The organism is Patescibacteria group bacterium (genome assembly GCA_016784145.1).
Taxonomy (GTDB): Bacteria; Patescibacteriota; Patescibacteriia; order UBA2591; family UBA6264; genus BS150m-G65.
On sequence record JADHVF010000001.1, the window covers coordinates 193583 to 213313 of the forward strand.

The following is a 19731-nucleotide window of genomic DNA, read 5'->3' on the forward strand; positions in this document are numbered from 1 at the left end:
AACAAAAAATTAAGAAATGTGTCTACCAACATATTCTGCCATCTCAACATACCTACTAGCATAACCATATTCATTGTCATACCATAAAATTAATTTTATTAAATTGTCATTTACATTAGTTGCCAATCCATCTATTATGACCGAATATGGATTGGCTATAAAGTCAGAAGAAACAAGTGGTTCATAACTAACATCTATAATGCCTTTCATTTTTTGCTCACTAGCATTTTTTAATACATTATTAATATTATCAATTGTGGTTGATTGGTTAACCAGACAAACAATGTCAACTAAAGAAACAATTGGCACTGGCACCCTAACTGCCAGGCCGTGCAGTTTGGTGGCTAATTCTGGTAAAACAGCAATTACTGACTTGCTAGCTCCAGTAGTGGTTGGAATTATATTTAAATCAGCTGCTCTAGCTCTACGCAAGTCTTTATGTGGTAAATCTATTATTTTTTGACTACTTGTATAAGCATGAATAGTTGTAAAAAATGAATTAAGAATTTCAAGTTCTTTATTTAAAATCTTCAAAACCGGAGCAATGCAATTAGTAGTACAAGAACCATTTGAAATAATAATATCATTTTTAAAATCAAGCTTAGCTTCATTTACCCCTAAAACAAAAATAGGGATGAATTCATCTTTAGGAGGAGCTGATAAAATAACTCTTTTAGCTCCAGCTTTAATATGTTTGTTGGCCAATTCTTTTGTGTTAAATTTGCCTGTGCTTTCTAAAACAATATCAATGCCTAGCTTTTTCCAAGGCAAATCAGATGGATCTTTGACACTTGAAACCGGAATTTGCTTATTATTAATATAAAGATTATCATCATTAAAATCTACTTGACCATCAAATTTCCCATAAACAGAATCATATTTCAAAAGATGAGCCAAGGTTTTGTTATCAACTAAATCATTAATTGCTACCACTTCTACTTTGTCTGATTTAAGGGCAATGCGAAAACTAGCTCTGCCAATTCTCCCAAATCCATTTATAGCTATTTTAATCATAATTTTTTATTTTAAATTCTCAATTATTTTTTTACCAAAATCAAAAGCAACTGCTGGGCCGTTAGCTGTAATAATATTTCCATGAATAACCATTGGCTCATCAATGTATTCAGCCTCTGCTTGTTCTAATATTTCAATAGCATCCTTGTTTAATTCATCAGACCAAACAGTCGCTTGCTTGCCTTTTAATATGCCTGCTTTAGCTAAAATTGTAGGGGCAATACAAATTGCTCCAATAATTTTCTGCTTATTGTTAGCCTGATTTATTAAATTGTTAACTAATAAATTATCAACATAATCTACTGCTCCTGGTCCACCAATAAATATAATTGCTTTAAATTCATCTATATTGTTAATATCTTCAATTTTTCCATCAACTTCTAACTCAGTTCCAAATTTTCCAGTTGCTTGACCACCATTAAGGCTAGCCACAAAAACATCAACATTACCTTGCTCAAGAGCTGCTCTAGTATCTTGATATTCAATATCTTGGAACCCTTTATCAGCGATGATTAGCAAAACTTTTTTTAAATTTTGTTTGATGGACATGGGATTGTTGTCTTGATTATTTTGAAAATAAATATATGAAAAAATTATTACTAATATTAGTATAACATAAATAAACACAAATTTAAATTTAAATTTTTTCATTTAACACCTCTATTCTTTTATTTTGACCATTTTTATTATCTATTTCAACAATAACTGTTCCTTTTAATATTCTTCTTTCAATAATCTTCCCCTTGCCTGCCTTTGTCTTTACTATTGTTCCTATTTTGGGAATATTCTTCATCAATTCTTTATAAGCATCCTGTTCGTATGAAAGGCAACATTTTAGTCTGCCACAAATTCCAGACATCCTAGCTGTTCCTCTTTGAGATAATTGTTGGTCTGCTATTGCGCACATGGGTACATTCCCTAATTTCGTCAAAAAACCCTTGCAACAAAGGGTTCTCCCACAACAACCAATATCCCCCTCTGTTTGTGCTTCTTGTCTAGCACCAACCTGATGCATTCTAATTGATTTGAAAAATTTTTTACTTAAATCTTGAACCAATTTTCTAAAATCAACCCTGGATTTTGACACAAAAGCAAAAACAATTCGGCTACCATCAAAAGAAAATAAAATATCAACAATTCTTATTGATAATTTTCTTTTATCTGCCATGGATTGAGCTTGCTTAATTACTGACTGTTTATTCTTGTTTTTACTATTATCCTTGGCCATATCTGCCTCAGTAGCTTTTCTTAAAATAAAACCATTATATTCTGCTGGTTTTATGTTTTTGTCTTTTGACTCCTCAATTTTTATTACTGTCATTAAATCTGTATTTGATTTATGCTTGACAATAATTTTATCATTGATTTCTAACCAATCTGGATCAATATCATCATCCCCTCTTATCTTGTTAAACTTGCTTGTCTTAGAGTCCCAAGAAGCTAATTGTGCTGAAATAATTACCATTTATTTAGATTGCGAATCTTGTAAATTTTTTGACTTTAATATTCTCTCCAAGTTTTGATATTTTGTCTTGCATTAAATCATTAATACTAATCTGACTATTTTTAATAAATGCCTGCCCCATTAAACAAGACTCTTTATAAAAGCTCTCTAATTTACTATCTATTATTTTAGCCTGAATTGGCTTTGATTTACTTTTGTCAATCTCTTCTAGGTATATTTCTTTTTCTTTTTTAATTACTTGTTCTGGAACATCTTCTTTATTAATCCATTGAGGACTAAGAGCAGCTACTTGCATTGCCAAATCATGAGCCAAATCTTTGAATTCTTTGTTTTTAGCTACGAAATCTGTTTCACAGGCCAATTCAATTAACACTCCTATTTTCCCATTTAAATGAATATAGGCCTCAATAATTCCATTATTAGTAGATTTTGCCTGTCTATTAGCAATAATTTTTTCTCCTTGCTTGCGAAGCAATTCAAAAGCTTTATCAAAGTCACCCTTGGATTTTATTAATGCTTTTTGACACTCCACTATACCAACTCCGCTTTTAATTCGTAATTTTTTTATATCTTTTAAATCCATGTTTTTATTTTGTTTTATTTTGCTTGATTGTTTCTGTAATTAATCCTGTTATTAATTCAACTGATTTTATAGCGTCATCATTAGCTGGTATAGGAAAATCAACCAATTCTGGATTAGCATTTGTATCAACAATAGCTATTATTGGTATTTTTAACTTGGTTGCTTCTTTTAGGGCTATTTTTTCTCTAACAATATCTACTATGTAAATAACATCTGGCCTTTGTTCTAATGAACTAATTCCTTCAATTTTTGCTTTCATTCTATCCAATCCTTTTAACATTTCGTATCTTTCTTTCTTCGTATATTTCTCCCACTTGCCTGCTTGTTTGTCTTGCTTCATTGTATTAAACTTTTTAATTAATTTATGAATAGTTGGGAAATTAGTAAAAGTTCCTCCTAGCCACCGCTGATCAATGTAAGGAATTTTCAATTCTTTAGCATGTTTAACAATAATATCTCTAGCCAAGGGCTTGGTGCCCACAAATAAAAAATTTTTACCCTGTTTAGCTGCTTTAGCCACAAAATCAAGTGCTTGCTTTAATTTTTCTTCAGTTTTTTCCAAATCAATAATATGAATTGTGTTTTTTGTCCCAGTAATATAATCAGACATTTTAGGATGATACTTGGCCGTATTGTGACCAATATGTACGGCTGATTTTAGTAAATCTGAAACAGAAGGAATTTTTATCATAAAGTATTATATTAAATATTAAAATGTTTTAAGTAAAAATTATTATACCACATGATTTTAAAAAAAGCAAATAAACACTTGCTATTTTTTTTTAATATGTTAAAATAATTTTATTATGAAAAAAAATATTCAACCAAAATATTACAAAAAAGCCCAAGTAACTTGTGGTTGTGGAAACAAATTTTCTATTGGCTCTACCAGACCAACTATTTCTGTTGAAATATGTTCTGCCTGCCATCCTGTTTTTACTGGCAAACAAAAATTTATTGATACTGCTGGCCGATTAGAAAGATTTGAAAAAATAGCTCAAAAATCTAAAAAAATTATTGAGAAAAAAAAGACAAAAAAAGTCCGTGAAAAGACAAACTAAACCCAATCAATGGACAAAATAATAAAAATTAAAGAATTAGTAAAAAAATTAGAGGATCAATTACAAGATCCTCAAATTTATAATAATCAAGAAAAGCTAAAAAGCATATCACAAGAATATAATCAATCAAAAAAAATTTTAACAAAACTATTAGAAATAAAAGATATAGATGAAAAAATAAAAAAAACAGAAGAAATTTTGTCATCTAGTGATTTTGAACAAGACATGATTGAGCTAGCCAAAATTGAAATAGATGAATTAGTAAAAGAAAAAAATAAAATAACCAAACAAATAAACAAAGGATCACAAGAAGAATCTGATATGGATAACAAAAATATTATAATGGAAATTCGGGCTGGCACAGGAGGAGGAGAAGCAGCTTTATTTGCTGCTAATTTATTTAGAATGTATTCTCGCTTTGCTGAAAAAATGGCTTGGAAAACTAAAATCATTTCATCAAACAAAACAAGTATAAAAGGATTTAAAGAAGTAATATTTGAAATCAACGGAACCAATGTTTTTTCATTATTAAAAAATGAAAGCGGGATACATCGAGTTCAAAGAGTGCCTGACACAGAAAAAAACAATCGATTACATACTTCAGCCGCCTCTGTAGCTGTCCTCCCTAAAGCTAACAAAATTGATGTAAAAATAGACCCCAAAGACTTAAAAACAGATTTATTTAAAGCATCAGGACATGGCGGACAAAATGTTCAAAAAAATGAGACAGCTGTTAGAATAACTCATATACCCACAAATATAATTGTGTCTTGCCAAGACGAAAGGTCTCAAAAACAAAACAAAGAAAAAGCAATGATAATGTTATGCTCAAAACTATTAGCACTAAAAGAAGAACAAAGATTAGCAAAAATAAAAGAAAAAAGATCGTCTCAAGTTAAAAGCGGAGACAGGTCTGAAAAAATTAGAACATATAATTTTCCACAAGACAGAGTTACTGACCATAGAATAAAAAAATCATGGCATGGCATTGAAAATATTTTAGATGGAGAAATCTCTCCCATAATAAAGGCCATGACCAACGACTAATAACTAATACATTAACTCGTGATTATTTGACACAATCTCTATCCAAATAAGACCAGGAGCAAACTCTATTTCTTCCTGGCTTTTTTTATTATAAAATCTTGTTCTGTCTAAATCTTTTTCTTTCTTCCAAGTAGCTTGTATAATATTATTATGCTGAAAAACAACTGCATCACCAGAACCAACTGTCTTAATGCGCTTTCTGCCAATTTCATCAAACACAACCATGTCTGTTTTTTGAACAACTATATTCTTGACAACTATCTGCTCATCGCTATCACTTAAAAAAATATCATTATTCTGATATCTTAAATATCCTCCAATGTCATTATTAAATTCCCAAACAACTGGTTCTTTATAATCAATCCTCAATGCATAAGTCGCATCATTAGAATCATAAAAAAAATCTTCATTAACAGAATCTGGTTGTAAATTATCATTAAACTTCCATGACATAAATTCTTGTTTGATTTCTTTGTCAATATTTTCATTAACAACAAAATTCTCAATAGAATTTGCTGAAATGTATAAATTATGTGGCTCTTGTCTTTGCCAGTCACGCCAAAAATAATTTCCATTACTGCTAATCTCATTTAAATCATAAATTGAATAAATATCTTGCTTAATATTGGCTAAAGCTATTGGACTTCCTCCTGCATGAATAAACAATGCTTCGTATTCGTCAGCCCAATCAATAAAATAAGGCCTAGCAGACCGAACTGGACCAATTTTGTCAGGCAAAGAATTAAACTGAAAAAGCATTAATAATCGCGTAATACCCCCTTCAACTGGCGCCTCGTAAACAATCTTAGCATCACTGATTCCACTTAATGGCCTAGAATCCTTAAAGTTGTCAACCATGATTGCTACAGATAATCCTTGATTTTCTTGTAAAACAAAATCATCCAACTCTTTACTGGATGATTCTTTAGTTATAATGTCAATTGATTCTGGAGCAATAACAACTGCTTGGTCATTTGATTGGCAAGCTGATAATAAAATAAGTAAAACAAACAAAATTAAACCCTTAAATATTTTATTCATATTTATTTTATTCTTTTTGTTTTGATTCTTCTGCTTTGTCATCTGCTGTTTCTTTTTTGTCAGCCCCTTCGACTGGTTCATCTTCTTTGGGTTCATCTTCCTTGGGTTTATCTTTTTTAGGTCTTTCAATTTGAACAACCATGCTTTCTTCGTCTTGTAATGTTTTTAATTTCTCTGGAATACTTAAGTCCTTTATCCTGATTACATCTTCAAATGTAGATAGTCCTGTCATGTCTACTTCTATTTCGTGAATCAAATCTTCTGGCAAACATTCTACTTCAATTTTATCAAGCACAACTGCCAAAATTCCTCCTAAATTTTTGATTGCCGGGGCTTCTCCTATAAATTTTAATTCTATTTCTGTTTTTAATTTCTCCCCTGCTTTGGTTTTATAAAAATCTACATGACTTATTTTACTCGTCACAGGATTATACTGAATGTCATAAACCAAGGCCTTCATTTTTTTGATTTGTTTGCCCCCTGAATCAACTTCTAAGTCTAACAAGCTACTTTGCCCTGCTTGTTTATAGATTTTAATAAAATCAAGATAAGGCATCTGAACATTAATTGAATCAATTCCATGACCATATATTATAGCTGGAATAATCTCATTGTTCCTTAATTCTTTTACTTTTTTTCCGATGATTTTTCTTGTTTTTAATTTTAAATTTAACATATCATAATATTATAGTATTTTTATTTTTTGTAAAGGGTTGATGAATCACTATGCTCTCAATAATACCTATTAATAACATGCTTACCAATAAAGAACTACCTCCATAACTAACTAAAGGCAATGGCAACCCCACTACTGGAGCAAGACCTATGTTCATGCCAATCACTAAAATTATTTGTATAAAAAAATATAAAACAGTTCCCAAACATATTATCATGCTAAAATTATCATATACTTGTGTGCTAATTTTTATTATTTTATACAAAAGAATAATATAAAATAATATTAAAATCAATGAACCAAGTAAACCAAATTCTTCTGCAATTACTGAAAAAATAAAATCTGTCTGACCAGCTGGCAGAAAATTTAATTGCGATTGAGGGCCAAGTCCAAACCCTCTTCCCAAAATCTTACCAGAGCCAACTGCTATTATTGACTGTGATACTTGGTAACTACTGCCAAGCGGATCACTGTCTGGGTTAACAAAAGTTAAAATGCGTTGTTTTTGATAGTCCTGTAAAAAAAAGAGCCAAATAGAAGCAGCCAAAAGAATCATAATTAAAAATAGTCCAAATATTCTCTTTTTATCTTCTTCTCTTAAAAGAAATATGCCCAACCAAATAAATACTATTACCATGGCTGAGCCAAAATCTGGCTGTTTAATAATTAAATATATTAATGGCAATACTATTACAAAACTAAAAACCATATCCATGGTATTAACTGCTTTTTTCGATTTCTGCCAAAATTTTGCCAACATTAAAATGGCTGCTATTTTTGCTAACTCAGCTGGCTGAAAATAAGCAAATCCTAAATTTATCCAACTAAAATTTTGCCCAGCAAAAAAAACAAAAATCAACAACAAAATGGCTAAAATGTAAATAAAAAAAGAAACTAATTTAATAAGCCTGTAATCAGTAAATGAAATTATTAAAAACAAGGCCAGGCCAATAAGAAAAAAAATGAATTGTCTATTAAAATAACTTAATTGAATAGAATTATCATTTTCTAACGATAAACTATATAATATGGTTAAACTAATAATAATAATAATCATCATTGAAGCAAACAAAACGATATCAAATCGTTTTATTTTTGATAAATTTATCATAAAAAAATTTATATTACTGGGACAAAAATTGTCTCATCAAAAAGATTAATGCTTGGACGAACATCTATACTAGTAGAAGTTGGAATATTTTTCCAGACAAAGTCCATTGATTTAGATTGTTGTGTCATTATTTTTTTAACTGGCAAGGCATTAAGCCCTACTATTTTTTTTCCACTATACAAAGCAATTATAAAATCAATTTCGTAAAAATCATAAATAGAATTATTTTTAACATTAAAAAAAACACTAGGCAATGCTTTTGTACTACCCTCTGGAATAGAATAAATTAAATCAACATCTTTAATTTCTATTTTATCTAATATTTCTAATAATTTAAGTTCAGTTGGTCTCACCCTCTTCCAATTAATATTTGAAATATTAATTTCAAAATCTTGCCCGTTTAAATCCCCCGGCTGATTAAAACTAAAAATATATTTTTCTTGATTTGGCAAAATAAAATCTTTTTTAATATCTGTTTGCTTCCCATTAAAAGAAAAATAATATTCATAGGAAGCCACTCTCCATTTTTTATTAGGATTGTTTATCAGTGCAATAAAATCATAAAAAATTCTGTCATTAGTAATAATTGTTTTTTTATTTATAACCAAATCATTGGGGGCAATATATTCATTTACTTTACTAAAATCAATCAAATCCGTGGTTAATGCTTTTAGGTTTTGCTTATTAAGCTCTTCTGTCTTGAAAAAATATACTACTTGATAAATTGCAATTCCCCAGATAATTAAATTTATAAAAACCAAAACAATAATAATAATTTTATAAAACTTATTTTTTTGTTTTAAGTACCACCTAGCAAATTCAAGTTGTTTGTCTGTTAAATTTCTCATCTTTATATTAATTTTATACTTTTATTATTTTAATGTATTTAATAATTTTATGCAACAACATAATAGGGTTGGCTAAATCTATTTTTTTGTGTAAAATAAAAAATAAATAAATATAAAATATTATTTTATGACTATTCAAAATTTTTTTTATGCATCAGGAAGTATAATGTTCATTAGTATTGGTATTTTAGTAATTATTCTTCTATTTGCTCTTATTTTAATTGTTTTTAGAATGGCTAAATTTTCAAAAAATTTGACTCAAATGTCAGCCATAATTAAAGAAACAAGCATAAAAGCAAAGAACAAGCTTATCTCTCCTATAATTAGTGGGGTTTTAAGAACAATTCTAGATTTATTTAAACCAAACAAGCAAAAGAATAATAAAAAAAAATAACCAAGAATTTAAATTATGTTCACTCATCTTCATGTTCATAGCCATTACTCTCTTTTAGACGGACTATCTAAAATAGATGAATTAATTGCTCAAGCAAAAAAATTTAAAATGAAATCCATTGCCCTAACTGATCATGGAGTAATGTATGGGTCTATTGAATTTTATCAAAAAGCAAAACAAGCTGGCATTAAGCCAATCATTGGATTAGAAGCATATTTAGCGCCTGATGGATTGCATTCAAAAACTAGAAAAAATAGATATCATATTACTTTGCTAGCAAAAAATAATCAAGGATATAAAAATCTTTTAAAACTAACTTCAATCGCTCACTTAGAAGGATTTTACTACAAACCAAGAATTGACCATCAGGTTCTAAAAAAACATTCACAAGGAATAATTGCTCTAAGCGGATGTTTACAAGGAGAAGTTCCTCAAATGATAATCAACCAACAACTAGCCAAGGCAAATAAAGCCATCAAAAAATATATATCTATTTTTGGTAAGAAAAATTTTTATCTAGAAATTCAGCATCACCCAACCCTATCAAAGCAAGAAATAGTCAATAAAACTCTTAAAAAATTAGCAAGCAAACATAAACTTGAACTAGTTGCTTCAGCCGATGTTCATTACATAAAAAAAGAAGACGATAAAATACAAGACATCTTGCTTTGTATTCAAACCAAGAAAAAAATAAACGACAAAAACCGTCTATCCATGCTAGGGGAAAACTACTGCCTACATTCTCCAGAAGAAATGGCCAAAAAAATGAAAAAATATCCTGAGGCATTAAAAAATACTATGAAAATTGCCAAACAGTGCAATGTTGAAATTGATCTTGGAAAACCGCGTCTCCCCTACTTCTCTTTACCAAAAGGAAAAACAGAAGATGAATTTTTAAAAGAATTATGTGAAAAAAATATTCCCAAAAAATATCCTAAAACAACTGCTTTATTTCTAAAACAAATAAAAAAAAGATTGTCCCATGAGTTAGAAATAATCAGTAAAACAGGATTTTCTTCTTATTTTCTGATTGTACAAGATTTTGTTAATTGGGCAAAAATAAATAAAATTGTTATAGGCCCTGGTAGAGGATCTGCGGCTGGCTCTATTATTTCTTTTTTATTAGGCATTACAAGTATTGACCCCTTAGAATATGGCTTACTTTTTGAAAGGTTTATGACTGAAGACCGAATCTCTCCACCTGATATTGACCTTGATTTTGCTGACACTAGAAGAGATGAAGTTATTCAATATGTAGAAGAAAAATATGGTCGAGACCATGTTGCTCAAATTATTACTTTTGGAACAATGGCCTCAAGAGCTGCCATAAGAGATGTGGGCAGGGTGCTTGATTTCCCGTATTCTTTTTGTGATAAACTGGCCAAAATGATACCAATGGGCGAAACCTTAACTAATTCTTTAAAAATATCTGATGAACTTAGAAATTTTTATCAATCAACCCCAGATGCAAAAGAAATCATTGACTCTGCTAAAAGATTAGAAGGCACTATAAGACATGCTTCAAAACATGCTTGCGGACTAGTTATTTCTCCACAAGCTTTAACCGAATATACTCCAATCCAATATGATGTTTCAGTTAAAAAAGAAAAAACAATAATAACTCAATATGAAATGCATGCTGTAGAAGATATTGGATTACTTAAAATGGATTTTTTAGGATTAAAAAATCTAACTATCATAGAAAATACAATCAAAATTTTAAAAAAGACACAAAATATAAACATTGACATTAATAAAATCTCTCTCACTAATAAAAAAGCATTTTCAATCTTGAAAAAAGCTAATACAAAAGGAGTGTTTCAACTAGAAAGCGATGGCATGAGGCGTTACTTAAAACAATTAAAACCAAATTGTTTGGATGACATTATTTCAATCGTGGCCCTATATCGCCCCGGTCCAATGGAATTAATTCCTGAATATATTGCCAGAAAAAATGGTAGGAAAAAAATTGAATACATCCACCCAAAATTAAAGCCAATCCTGACTAATACATATGGCATTGCTGTTTATCAAGAGCAAGTATTACAAATTGTCAGAGAGCTTGCCAGCTTCACTCTTTCAGAAGCAGATGTTTTAAGAAAAGCCGTTGGCAAAAAAATCCCAAAACTTTTAAAAGACCAGAAAATAAAATTCATTCAAGGGTGTATAAAAAATAAAATTGACAAAAACATAGCTGAAAAAATATTTTCTTTTATAGAGCCATTTGCTCAATATGCATTTAATAAGAGTCATTCTGCTTGTTATGCTATGATTGCTTATCAAACTGCCTTCTTAAAAGCAAATTATCCGGTTGAATTCATGGCTTCTTTGTTAATATCAAACCAAAAAAACATCGAAGAAATGGCTAGTATTATAGAATCAGCCAAGAAGATAGATATAAATGTCTTGCCTCCAGAAATCAATGAAAGCTACAAAAATTTTACGGTTCTAAATAATAAAATACGATTTGGGTTACTAGCAATTAAAAATGTTGGTCAAGGAATTGTTCAAGAAATAATAGATGAAAGAGAAGAAAATGGCCTTTTTCAAAATTTAGAAAACTTCTTAGACAGAGTAAATACAAGAAATCTAAATAAGAAATCCTTGGAAAGTCTAATTAAGAGTGGGGCCATGGATTGTTTTGGTGAAAGAAATCAACTTTTTCAAAATACAAAAACATTATTAGAATTTGCTAGAAAAAAACAGGCTGAAAAAATAAACGGACAAAAAAATTTATTTAAAATTATTAATTTTGGCTCTAAAATGAGTTTAAAATTAAAAAAATACCCTGTTATTGAGCATCAACAAAAACTTTTATGGGAAAAAGAATTATTGGGATTATTTCTCTCGTCTCATCCATTAAAAGAATATCAAAAAGTTATTAAAAAATATTCAAAAACAATTGAAGAAACAAAAAAAACTCAAAATAATTTTAACTCAAATACTCATAAAGTAGTTGGCATAATAACAAAAATTAAAAAAATAGTTACACACTCTAAAGAAAATATGCTTTTTGCTAAAATAGAAGATACTACTGGAGAGATTGAAGCAATTATATTCCCAAATCTTTTAAAAGCAAATAAGGACACTTTAAAAGAAAATATGATAGTGGCTATTTCTGGCCACCTCTCAACCAAAGATGGTAGCATTAAAATAATTGCTGACAAAATTAAACAAGTAAATAAAGACATTTTAGACGATTTATTATTAAAATCATAAAACATGCCTCGCATTTATATTTCACCTCAAAATAAAATTGGATATTCATTTCTTTTCTCAACTATTTTAATTAGTATTGGTGTCTTTTGGGGATTATTTAATATGTCTCAATATGCTGAAATAATTATTACTCCAACAGTAGCAGAAATTGATATAAATTTTGAAGTAAAAATTAATGACATATCCTTATCCAAAAGCGACCAAACTTCCCTAATAGGCAGAATAGTTGAATCAATTCAAGAAGTTAAATCTAACACAAAAGTGACTGGCACATCAACTGAAAAAGGATTTAGTGAAGGAGAAATTACATTAAGTAATAACACATGGAATACTATTAATTTTGTTGCCAGCACAAGATTTGCTTCACCAGCCGGGTTAATATTTAGAGCAGTAAATAAAATCCGAATCCCTGCTAGAGGAAAAACAAATATATTAGTCCGAGCTGACAAAATAGGGGGAGAATATGATATAGAGCCAGCTTCTTTTTCAATTCCAAATCTCCGCAACTCTTTTTTGAAAACAAACATCTCTGCTAAGAGCACCCAAGCAATGAAAGGGGGGTTTTTAGAGACTGGCACAATATTTCAGAAAGACATTGATGACGCCTTAAATAAATTAAAAGAGAAAGCATATTCTAGAGGGTTAAACGAGATACAAGAGCAATTGTTGAAAAATAATTTTACGATAATTCATAAAGACAAAATAATAAAAGAAGAGGTTGATGCTCAAGCCCTTGAGAACAAAACTGAATTCAATGCAATCATAAAAATGAGCATAGGAGCAGTAGCCTTTGACGAAGCTGATTTACTTGATTTCGCAATTTTATTATTAAAACAAGCCATGCCTTATGGAGAAAAATTAGCTGCCTATGAATCAAGTAGTCTGTCTTATAGATTAATAGATTATGACCCATCTGAACGATGGGGTATTCTAGAAACACAAATACGTGGATATACTGTAATCAATTCCAGCCACCCAGAATTACAACCAACAAACTTTGCTAATCTTTCAAAAAATGAAATAAAAACAATGCTTGAGGAAATGGAAAAAATTAAAGAAGTAAAAATAAAATTATGGCCACCCATAATTACAAAACAAATGCCAAAGAATATAAACAAAATAAAAATTACTATTAAAAATAATGAATAAAAAAATAAGATATTCAATAGATACAATCAGGCACTCAACCAGTCATTTAATGGCGGCTGCTATTTTGGAATTATTTCCAGCAGCAAAATTTGGCATTGGGCCTACAATTGAAAACGGGTTTTATTATGATATTGATGTTAAAGAAAAAATAACATCTGAAGATCTCAAACAAATCACAACCACAATGAAAAAAATGATAAAACAAAAATTACCATTTGAAAAAAAGAAATTGAGTATTCCTCAAGCTATAAAATTATTTAATCAAACAAAACAACCATACAAGATAGAGTTATTAGAAGACATAAGCAAACGAGGAACAACAAAAATAACAGGCAAAGCAGATAAACAAGAATTTGTTACTATCTATAAATTAGGTAATTTTATAGATCTTTGTAAAGGCCCTCATGTAAAAACCACCAAAGATTTAGGGTCTTTTAAAATATCAAAAATAGCTGGAGCATATTGGAGGGGTAGTGAAAAAAATAAAATGCTTACTAGAATATATGGAATTGGATTCAAAACTAAAGATGACCTTAAAAAACATATTACCAAATTAGAACAAGCTGCCAAAAGAGACCACCGAAAAATAGGGCAGGCATTAGATTTATTTCAAATAAATGAAAATATTGGCCCTGGATTAGTTTTATGGCACCCAAAAGGAGCTATCTTAAAAAAAACAATTGAAGATTATATTCTTAAGGAATATATGAAAAATAAATACCAACTAGTAAGTACTCCTCATATTGCTAAATTAAATCTTTGGGAAACATCAGGGCATAATGATTTTTATAGAGAAGACATGTTCCCTGTTATGCACTTAAAAGAAACTGACAAAGAAGCCAAAGAGGATTATCAAATAAAACCAATGAATTGCCCTTTTCATATTGCTATTTTCCAAAATCAAATAAGAAGTTATCGTGACTTGCCAGTTCGTTACACTGAACTCGGGACCGTATATCGCTATGAAAAATCAGGTGTTTTACATGGGATTACAAGAGTAAGAGGATTTACACAAGATGATGCCCATATTTTTTGCACCAAAGATCAATTAGACGAAGAAATATCTAAAACAATTTCATTCGCCTTAAAATTATTAAAAATTTTTGGATTTAAAGAGTATAAGATTTGCCTTTCAACTCAACCTAAAAAATTTGTTGGCTCTCAACCAAACTGGAACAAATCAATCAGAGCCCTTAAAAAAGCATTAAAAAAACAGGACATAAAATTTGAAATAGACAAACAAGGAGGTTCTTTTTATGGACCAAAAATTGATATTAAAATAAAAGACTCTATTGGCAGGGAGTGGCAATGCACTACTATTCAAGTTGATTTTAACCTTCCTCAAAAGTTTAATATATGCTATATTGATGATAAGGGCAAGAAACAAGAACCAATTATGATACACAGAGCTTTGCTTGGGTCATTGGAAAGATTTATAGGAATTTTAATCGAACATTATACAGGAGCTTTCCCTGTCTGGCTATCCCCCATCCAAGTATATATTGCCCCGGTAGGAAAAACACATCAAAAAGCAGCTAGTGCGTTAGCAAAAGAGTTAGAAGCACAAGATATTAAAGTGCAAATAGACACATTAAATGAAACAATTTCATATAAAATCAGAAAAGCTACCAAACAAAAAATTCCATATATTCTTGTTATTGGGGACAAGGAAACCAAAGGACGATTTTTAAATATAAGAACAAGAGGAGGAAAAATTATCAAATTAACACTAAAACAATTTATTAGCAAAATATTAAAACAAATTAAAAATAAAACTTTATGAACAAATCAAACAAAATCCTAGTTATTTTAAATATTGGCTTTGCTTTGCTATTATTTTTATTACCAAATGCAATAGCACAAGCTCAAGCAACAGAAACACTTGAACCAAATTCAGCCATAACACCAACTACTTTAACAGAACCAGTTGAGCAAGAAGTAAAAACAATAGAAGAAAAAATTTTGACAGAGGCGGTTGAGGAAACTCTACTGAAAACAGACAAACAATCCTCTGTAGAAGTTGTTCAAGACCAAAACATAACAGCTGATATCCTTGGCATTAAAAAGCAAAAGATACTACCAACCAGTAGATTATATACTTTTAAAAACTTTTGGAGAGGAACAAGAACTGCTTTCACCTTTAACCCTATTAAAAAAGCCAACCTCCAATTAAGATATGCTAATGAGCAATTGATTGAAGCTAAAAAAATGGCTAACAAAGAAGATAATCATGAATTAGTAATCAAAAGCATAACCAAATATAATGAACAAATAGCCAATGCCTCTGATGTGATTAAAAAAGCATCAAAGCAAGACATTGATAAGGTTTTAGAATTTGAAGATAAAATAATCAAGAATTCTTTTCAACACCAAAACTTAATTGAAGGCATAGCCAACAAATTAAAACCTGTTATGACCGAAAGGATAATCAAACTTAAAGAAAATGGCATTAAGCACCTTGCCAAAACAATTGAAAACTCTGTAGAGCCTGAAAAAATTGAAGGCAAAATAAACCTAATGATTAAAAATCAAACAGCTAGCGAATTTAAAAATTTTAAAAACCTCGAAATCCTTAAAGCAATCGAAGATAAAATGCCTGAAGAAAGAAAAATAATCATTAAAAATATTCAGAAAAAAACACTTGAAAAATTAGGCAATGATTTAGAAAAAATGGAACAAAGCCAAAGAGAGAGGTTTAATCAATATATTAAATATACTGGCGGAGACAAAATTCAACACTTAAAAATTATTGATGACATTAATCACCTCGAAGTTCCAGAGAATATTCGCCAAGAAATGGCTAAAGCAAAAGAACAAGCCATTGAACAAATCGAAGAAAAGATAAAAAAACTCGAGACAAAAGAACATAAACAAGAATTTTTCCGTCATTTAGAGGAAGGGCGAATGGAAGACCTTCGTATTGTAAAAGAGTTAGAGAATAATTTATCTCCTGAAGTTATTGAAAAAGTTATTGAGATTAAAAATAAAACTTTTAATAAATTTAAGGAAAAAATGGCCAATGCCAAAACGCCTGAGAAACAAGAAAAAATTTTTAAAGAAATGAGCGAAATAAAAGATGTTAAACAATTTGAAGTTTTTAAAGAAATTGAAAAAATAATTCCAGAGGATAAACAAGAATTTTTCAAAAAAATGAAAGAAAAATCAATCAATGAAATGGAAACCAGAATTAAAAATGTTAAAAACAAAGAACAGAGAGAAATGATTTTAGAAAGAATATCAGGAGATAGGCCTGAACAAATTGAATTAATCAAAGAGTTTATTCCTGCTGGTGAAGCAAGAGAATATATAATGAATAAACAGGCAGTTAAAATAAATAGAAAAATAAAAGAAATAAATAATCCCAACAGATTGCAAATAATGGAAGAGCGCATTACTAATCAAGTTGATCTCAAAAGGGAAATAGAAAAAAGAACTCCTGCCATTTTTGAAAGGATTAAAGAGAAAAACAATGAAATTATTAATAATCAAGTTCAAATAGAAACTAATAAATTAATAAAACAGAAAATACTACCTGCTAAAGAAATTAAAGAATTAGAAAAAATTTGGAAGGAAAAACTAAAAAACAAGGAACAAATAACAACAGACGAACTAATGCCATTTCTAAAAAACCTTGACCTTTCAAATGAAAAAATTCAACAAATTAAACAACAAGCATCCAAAATAGAAAAAAATACTTTGATTAAAAAACTTGTGCCAATCAAAAATTTACCTAAAACCATTAATAAGCTTGAGGAAGAATATAGGAATATAAAAAGAATGGATTTTGATGATAACAGGGTTGAAAAAGAGTTTAATGATAACAGGGTTGAAAAAGAGTTTAATAAAACAAAAAGTTCAACAGGGGGGATTTGGGATAGAATTAAAAACAAACTCCAATAATCTCTCATAAATCTTTTTCTTCTAAAAATCCTTTGCAAGCCAACCGCGAAACAAGATACAAGATACAAATAAATTCCTCAACAAACCCAGTAAGCAGAATAGATGAAGTAAACAATAATCAATAACCAAACAAAAAAACCAAGAAATGTTTGGTTATTGTTATTCTTACTGAATTCTAATAAATAATATACAAAAAGAGATATTAATTATTTTTTAAATTATTTCAAACAAATATCAACAAACATATGAAATATCATATTATCACCTTTGGCTGCCAAATGAATGAAAATGACTCAATTAAAATAAAAGCAATGCTTCAAGAACATGGCCTCAAACCATCTTTGACACTTGAACAATCTGATATAATCATAGTGAATATGTGCTCTGTTCGACAATCTGCTGTTAATAGAGTTTTTGGATTGCTTCAAAAACAAGGACTTCAAAAAAAGAATCAAATTAAAATTTTATTTGGCTGTGTTTTGCCAGCTGATAAAAAAAAGTTAAGCCAAAAATTTAACTTAATTTTAAATATTAACAAACTTGAACAACTTAAAGAAATATTACCAAACAAAAACATTAACAATATATGTGAACACACTAAAACTTCTAAGGCATCAAAATATGTTCCAATTATGACTGGTTGTAATAATTTTTGTACTTATTGCGTTGTCCCATATACTAGAGGCAGGGAAATAAGCAAGGATTACAAAACAATAATAAAACAAATAAAAGATTTGCTTGAATCAGACACCAAAGAAATAACATTACTAGGTCAAAATGTGAATTCATATAAAGATAAAAACATTGATTTTCCTAAATTACTAAAACTTATCTCAAAGTTGCCGAAAAAATTTTGGCTAAGATTTCTAACATCACACCCTAAAGACATCTCTAATAAACTAATTAATGTCATGGCTAATAACGAAAAAATTACAGAATACCTGCATTTACCAGTTCAATCAGGTAATAATGAAATATTAGACAAAATGAACAGAGGCTATACCATAGAGCAATATAAAAAAATAATAACTCACGCTCGCAATCAAGTAACCAATATCTGTATTTCAACTGACATTATAGTGGGTTTTCCTGGAGAAACCAAACAACAATTTGAACAAACAGCTAGATTAATGAAATGCGCAAAATTTGATATGGCTTATATTGCTGAATACTCTCCTCGACCCAATACTCCTGCTAAACAAATGAAAAACAATGTGCCTCAAGTAACTAAATCTGCTCGGCGAAAAATTTTAGATAAAATAATAGCCAAAACAGCATTAGAAAATAATAAAAAATATTTAGACAAGGTTATTAATGTATTGATTAATAATAAAAAGCAAGGAGATTATTTTGGGAAAACAAGTAATTTTAAAAATATAAAAATCAAGTCAAACAACCTGATTAATGATAAAACCAATTTAAAAAATAAATTTGTAAAAGCCAAGGTTACTTCAGTTACTCCATGGAACTTGGAAGGATTGTTAATTAAAAATAACTAAGACTTGTTTGTTAAAGATTTAATTTTTAAAAAACATAAAATATAAACAAATATCAGAATAAAGGCTAATGGAAATATACTCCACCACACTTCAAACCTTATAATCGCATTATAAAATCCGTGTAGCAAAATTGCCAAGCCAAGACCTTTTAACCCTGCTAAATTGCTGATTGATTTCATTTTTACTAATGCAATATAATATCCAATTATCCCTCCTGTTAAAAAATGTAGAAATGTTGTTGTAACTCCCCTAACTAGAACAGTGCTCATTCCCGAAGAAATAGAAGTATCAACAATCCCGTATAAAAAATTCTCTGAAAAAGCAAACCCTAGTCCAAGAATCATTCCATAAACAAACCCATCTCTTAATTCATCAAAATATTTTGATTTATAACTCCTAAAACGCAAAATAAAATATTTGGCTGATTCTTCGATAAAACCGTCAATTAAAAAAGAAAGCATAAATATATTTATAATTGTATTAATGTGTGTAATTTTATTGACTGTTCTTGTTAAGTAACCACTAATATAGATTAACGGGAAAGTAATCATTACTCCCCATAAAAATATTTTTAAAATGGCTATTTTTGGCTCTGGAGCATCTCTATCAAGCCACAAACACACCAATAGCCACAATAAAGTTGGCCCAGCGCTTAAAACAAAATAAAGAAAAAATTCTTGATAACTCACTTGTTCTATAAAAAATTTTATTAAATTCATAAAAA

18 protein-coding genes are annotated in these 19731 nt (G+C 29.3%); 8 read left to right on the forward strand and 10 right to left on the reverse strand.

Annotated elements, in window-relative coordinates; translation table 11 throughout:
• Positions 1–9: 9 nt before the first annotated feature.
• From gap to rpsB, 5 genes are read right to left on the reverse strand one after another with little or no spacing between them, the layout of a single operon-like run.
• Positions 10–1017 (reverse strand): type I glyceraldehyde-3-phosphate dehydrogenase, encoded by a 1008-nt coding sequence (gap, locus tag ISS06_00985; GenBank protein ID MBL7053763.1) that lies wholly within the window; start codon positions 1015–1017, stop codon positions 10–12.
• 3 nt (positions 1018–1020) lie between these two features.
• Positions 1021–1665: a DJ-1/PfpI family protein gene (locus ISS06_00990; protein MBL7053764.1), complete on the reverse strand. Its 645-nt coding sequence runs from the start codon at positions 1663–1665 to the stop codon at positions 1021–1023.
• Complete coding sequence (locus ISS06_00995; GenBank protein ID MBL7053765.1) at positions 1652–2479, reverse strand: hypothetical protein; 828 nt, start codon at positions 2477–2479, stop codon at positions 1652–1654. The genes ISS06_00990 and ISS06_00995 overlap by 14 nt, the downstream gene beginning before the upstream one ends.
• A 4-nt stretch (positions 2480–2483) precedes the next feature.
• On the reverse strand, positions 2484–3062 hold the full coding sequence (gene tsf, locus ISS06_01000) for an elongation factor Ts (GenBank protein ID MBL7053766.1): 579 nt from the start codon (positions 3060–3062) through the stop codon (positions 2484–2486).
• 4 nt (positions 3063–3066) lie between these two features.
• Positions 3067–3753, reverse strand: coding sequence for a 30S ribosomal protein S2 (gene rpsB / locus ISS06_01005; protein ID MBL7053767.1), 687 nt, complete (start codon positions 3751–3753; stop codon positions 3067–3069).
• 115 nt (positions 3754–3868) lie between these two features.
• Here rpsB and rpmE point away from each other — a divergent pair, with 115 nt between their 5' ends.
• Both rpmE and prfA read left to right on the forward strand, forming a co-directional pair.
• The gene (gene rpmE, locus ISS06_01010) at positions 3869–4123 is read left to right on the forward strand and encodes a 50S ribosomal protein L31 (GenBank protein ID MBL7053768.1); all 255 of its coding nucleotides are present in this window, start codon (positions 3869–3871) and stop codon (positions 4121–4123) included.
• Positions 4124–4132: 9 nt separating this feature from the next.
• Positions 4133–5170 carry a peptide chain release factor 1 gene (prfA, locus tag ISS06_01015; protein ID MBL7053769.1) on the forward strand — a complete coding sequence of 346 codons (1038 nt, stop codon included), beginning with the start codon at positions 4133–4135 and terminating at the stop codon, positions 5168–5170.
• A 3-nt stretch (positions 5171–5173) separates the two neighbouring features.
• On the opposite strand, the gene ISS06_01020 is transcribed toward prfA, so the two are convergent.
• Genes ISS06_01020 through ISS06_01035 form a run of 4 tightly spaced genes read right to left on the reverse strand, consistent with a single transcriptional unit; the run spans position 5174 to position 8846 of the window.
• Positions 5174–6211, reverse strand: a complete 1038-nt coding sequence (locus tag ISS06_01020; protein MBL7053770.1) for a DUF3048 domain-containing protein — start codon at positions 6209–6211, stop codon at positions 5174–5176.
• Positions 6212–6218: 7 nt separating this feature from the next.
• Complete coding sequence (locus ISS06_01025; GenBank protein ID MBL7053771.1) at positions 6219–6887, reverse strand: 50S ribosomal protein L25; 669 nt, start codon at positions 6885–6887, stop codon at positions 6219–6221.
• 1 nt (position 6888) lies between these two features.
• On the reverse strand, positions 6889–7998 hold the full coding sequence (gene rodA / locus ISS06_01030) for a rod shape-determining protein RodA (protein ID MBL7053772.1): 1110 nt from the start codon (positions 7996–7998) through the stop codon (positions 6889–6891).
• Positions 7999–8006: 8 nt separating this feature from the next.
• Positions 8007–8846 carry a hypothetical protein gene (locus ISS06_01035; protein ID MBL7053773.1) on the reverse strand — a complete coding sequence of 280 codons (840 nt, stop codon included), beginning with the start codon at positions 8844–8846 and terminating at the stop codon, positions 8007–8009.
• 127 nt (positions 8847–8973) lie between these two features.
• On the opposite strand from ISS06_01035, the gene ISS06_01040 reads away from it, so the two are divergent.
• The 6 genes from ISS06_01040 (at position 8974) to miaB (ending at position 19007) form a co-directional block, all read left to right on the forward strand.
• Positions 8974–9240: a hypothetical protein gene (locus ISS06_01040; protein ID MBL7053774.1), complete on the forward strand. Its 267-nt coding sequence runs from the start codon at positions 8974–8976 to the stop codon at positions 9238–9240.
• Positions 9241–9255: 15 nt separating this feature from the next.
• The gene (locus tag ISS06_01045) at positions 9256–12459 is read left to right on the forward strand and encodes a DNA polymerase III subunit alpha (protein MBL7053775.1); all 3204 of its coding nucleotides are present in this window, start codon (positions 9256–9258) and stop codon (positions 12457–12459) included.
• Positions 12460–12462: 3 nt separating this feature from the next.
• Complete coding sequence (locus ISS06_01050) at positions 12463–13608, forward strand: hypothetical protein (protein ID MBL7053776.1); 1146 nt, start codon at positions 12463–12465, stop codon at positions 13606–13608.
• A complete protein-coding gene (locus ISS06_01055; protein MBL7053777.1) occupies positions 13601–15391 on the forward strand; it encodes a threonine--tRNA ligase in 1791 nt (596 codons plus the stop codon). Before ISS06_01050 ends, ISS06_01055 begins: the two co-directional genes overlap by 8 nt.
• Positions 15388–17508, forward strand: coding sequence for a hypothetical protein (locus ISS06_01060; protein ID MBL7053778.1), 2121 nt, complete (start codon positions 15388–15390; stop codon positions 17506–17508). Before ISS06_01055 ends, ISS06_01060 begins: the two co-directional genes overlap by 4 nt.
• A gap of 245 nt (positions 17509–17753) precedes the next feature.
• Positions 17754–19007, forward strand: a complete 1254-nt coding sequence (gene miaB, locus ISS06_01065) for a tRNA (N6-isopentenyl adenosine(37)-C2)-methylthiotransferase MiaB (protein MBL7053779.1) — start codon at positions 17754–17756, stop codon at positions 19005–19007.
• Here the strand turns inward: miaB and ISS06_01070 are convergent.
• Positions 19004–19726 carry a PrsW family intramembrane metalloprotease gene (locus ISS06_01070; GenBank protein ID MBL7053780.1) on the reverse strand — a complete coding sequence of 241 codons (723 nt, stop codon included), beginning with the start codon at positions 19724–19726 and terminating at the stop codon, positions 19004–19006. The genes miaB and ISS06_01070 overlap by 4 nt on opposite strands.
• Positions 19727–19731 lie beyond the last annotated feature (5 nt).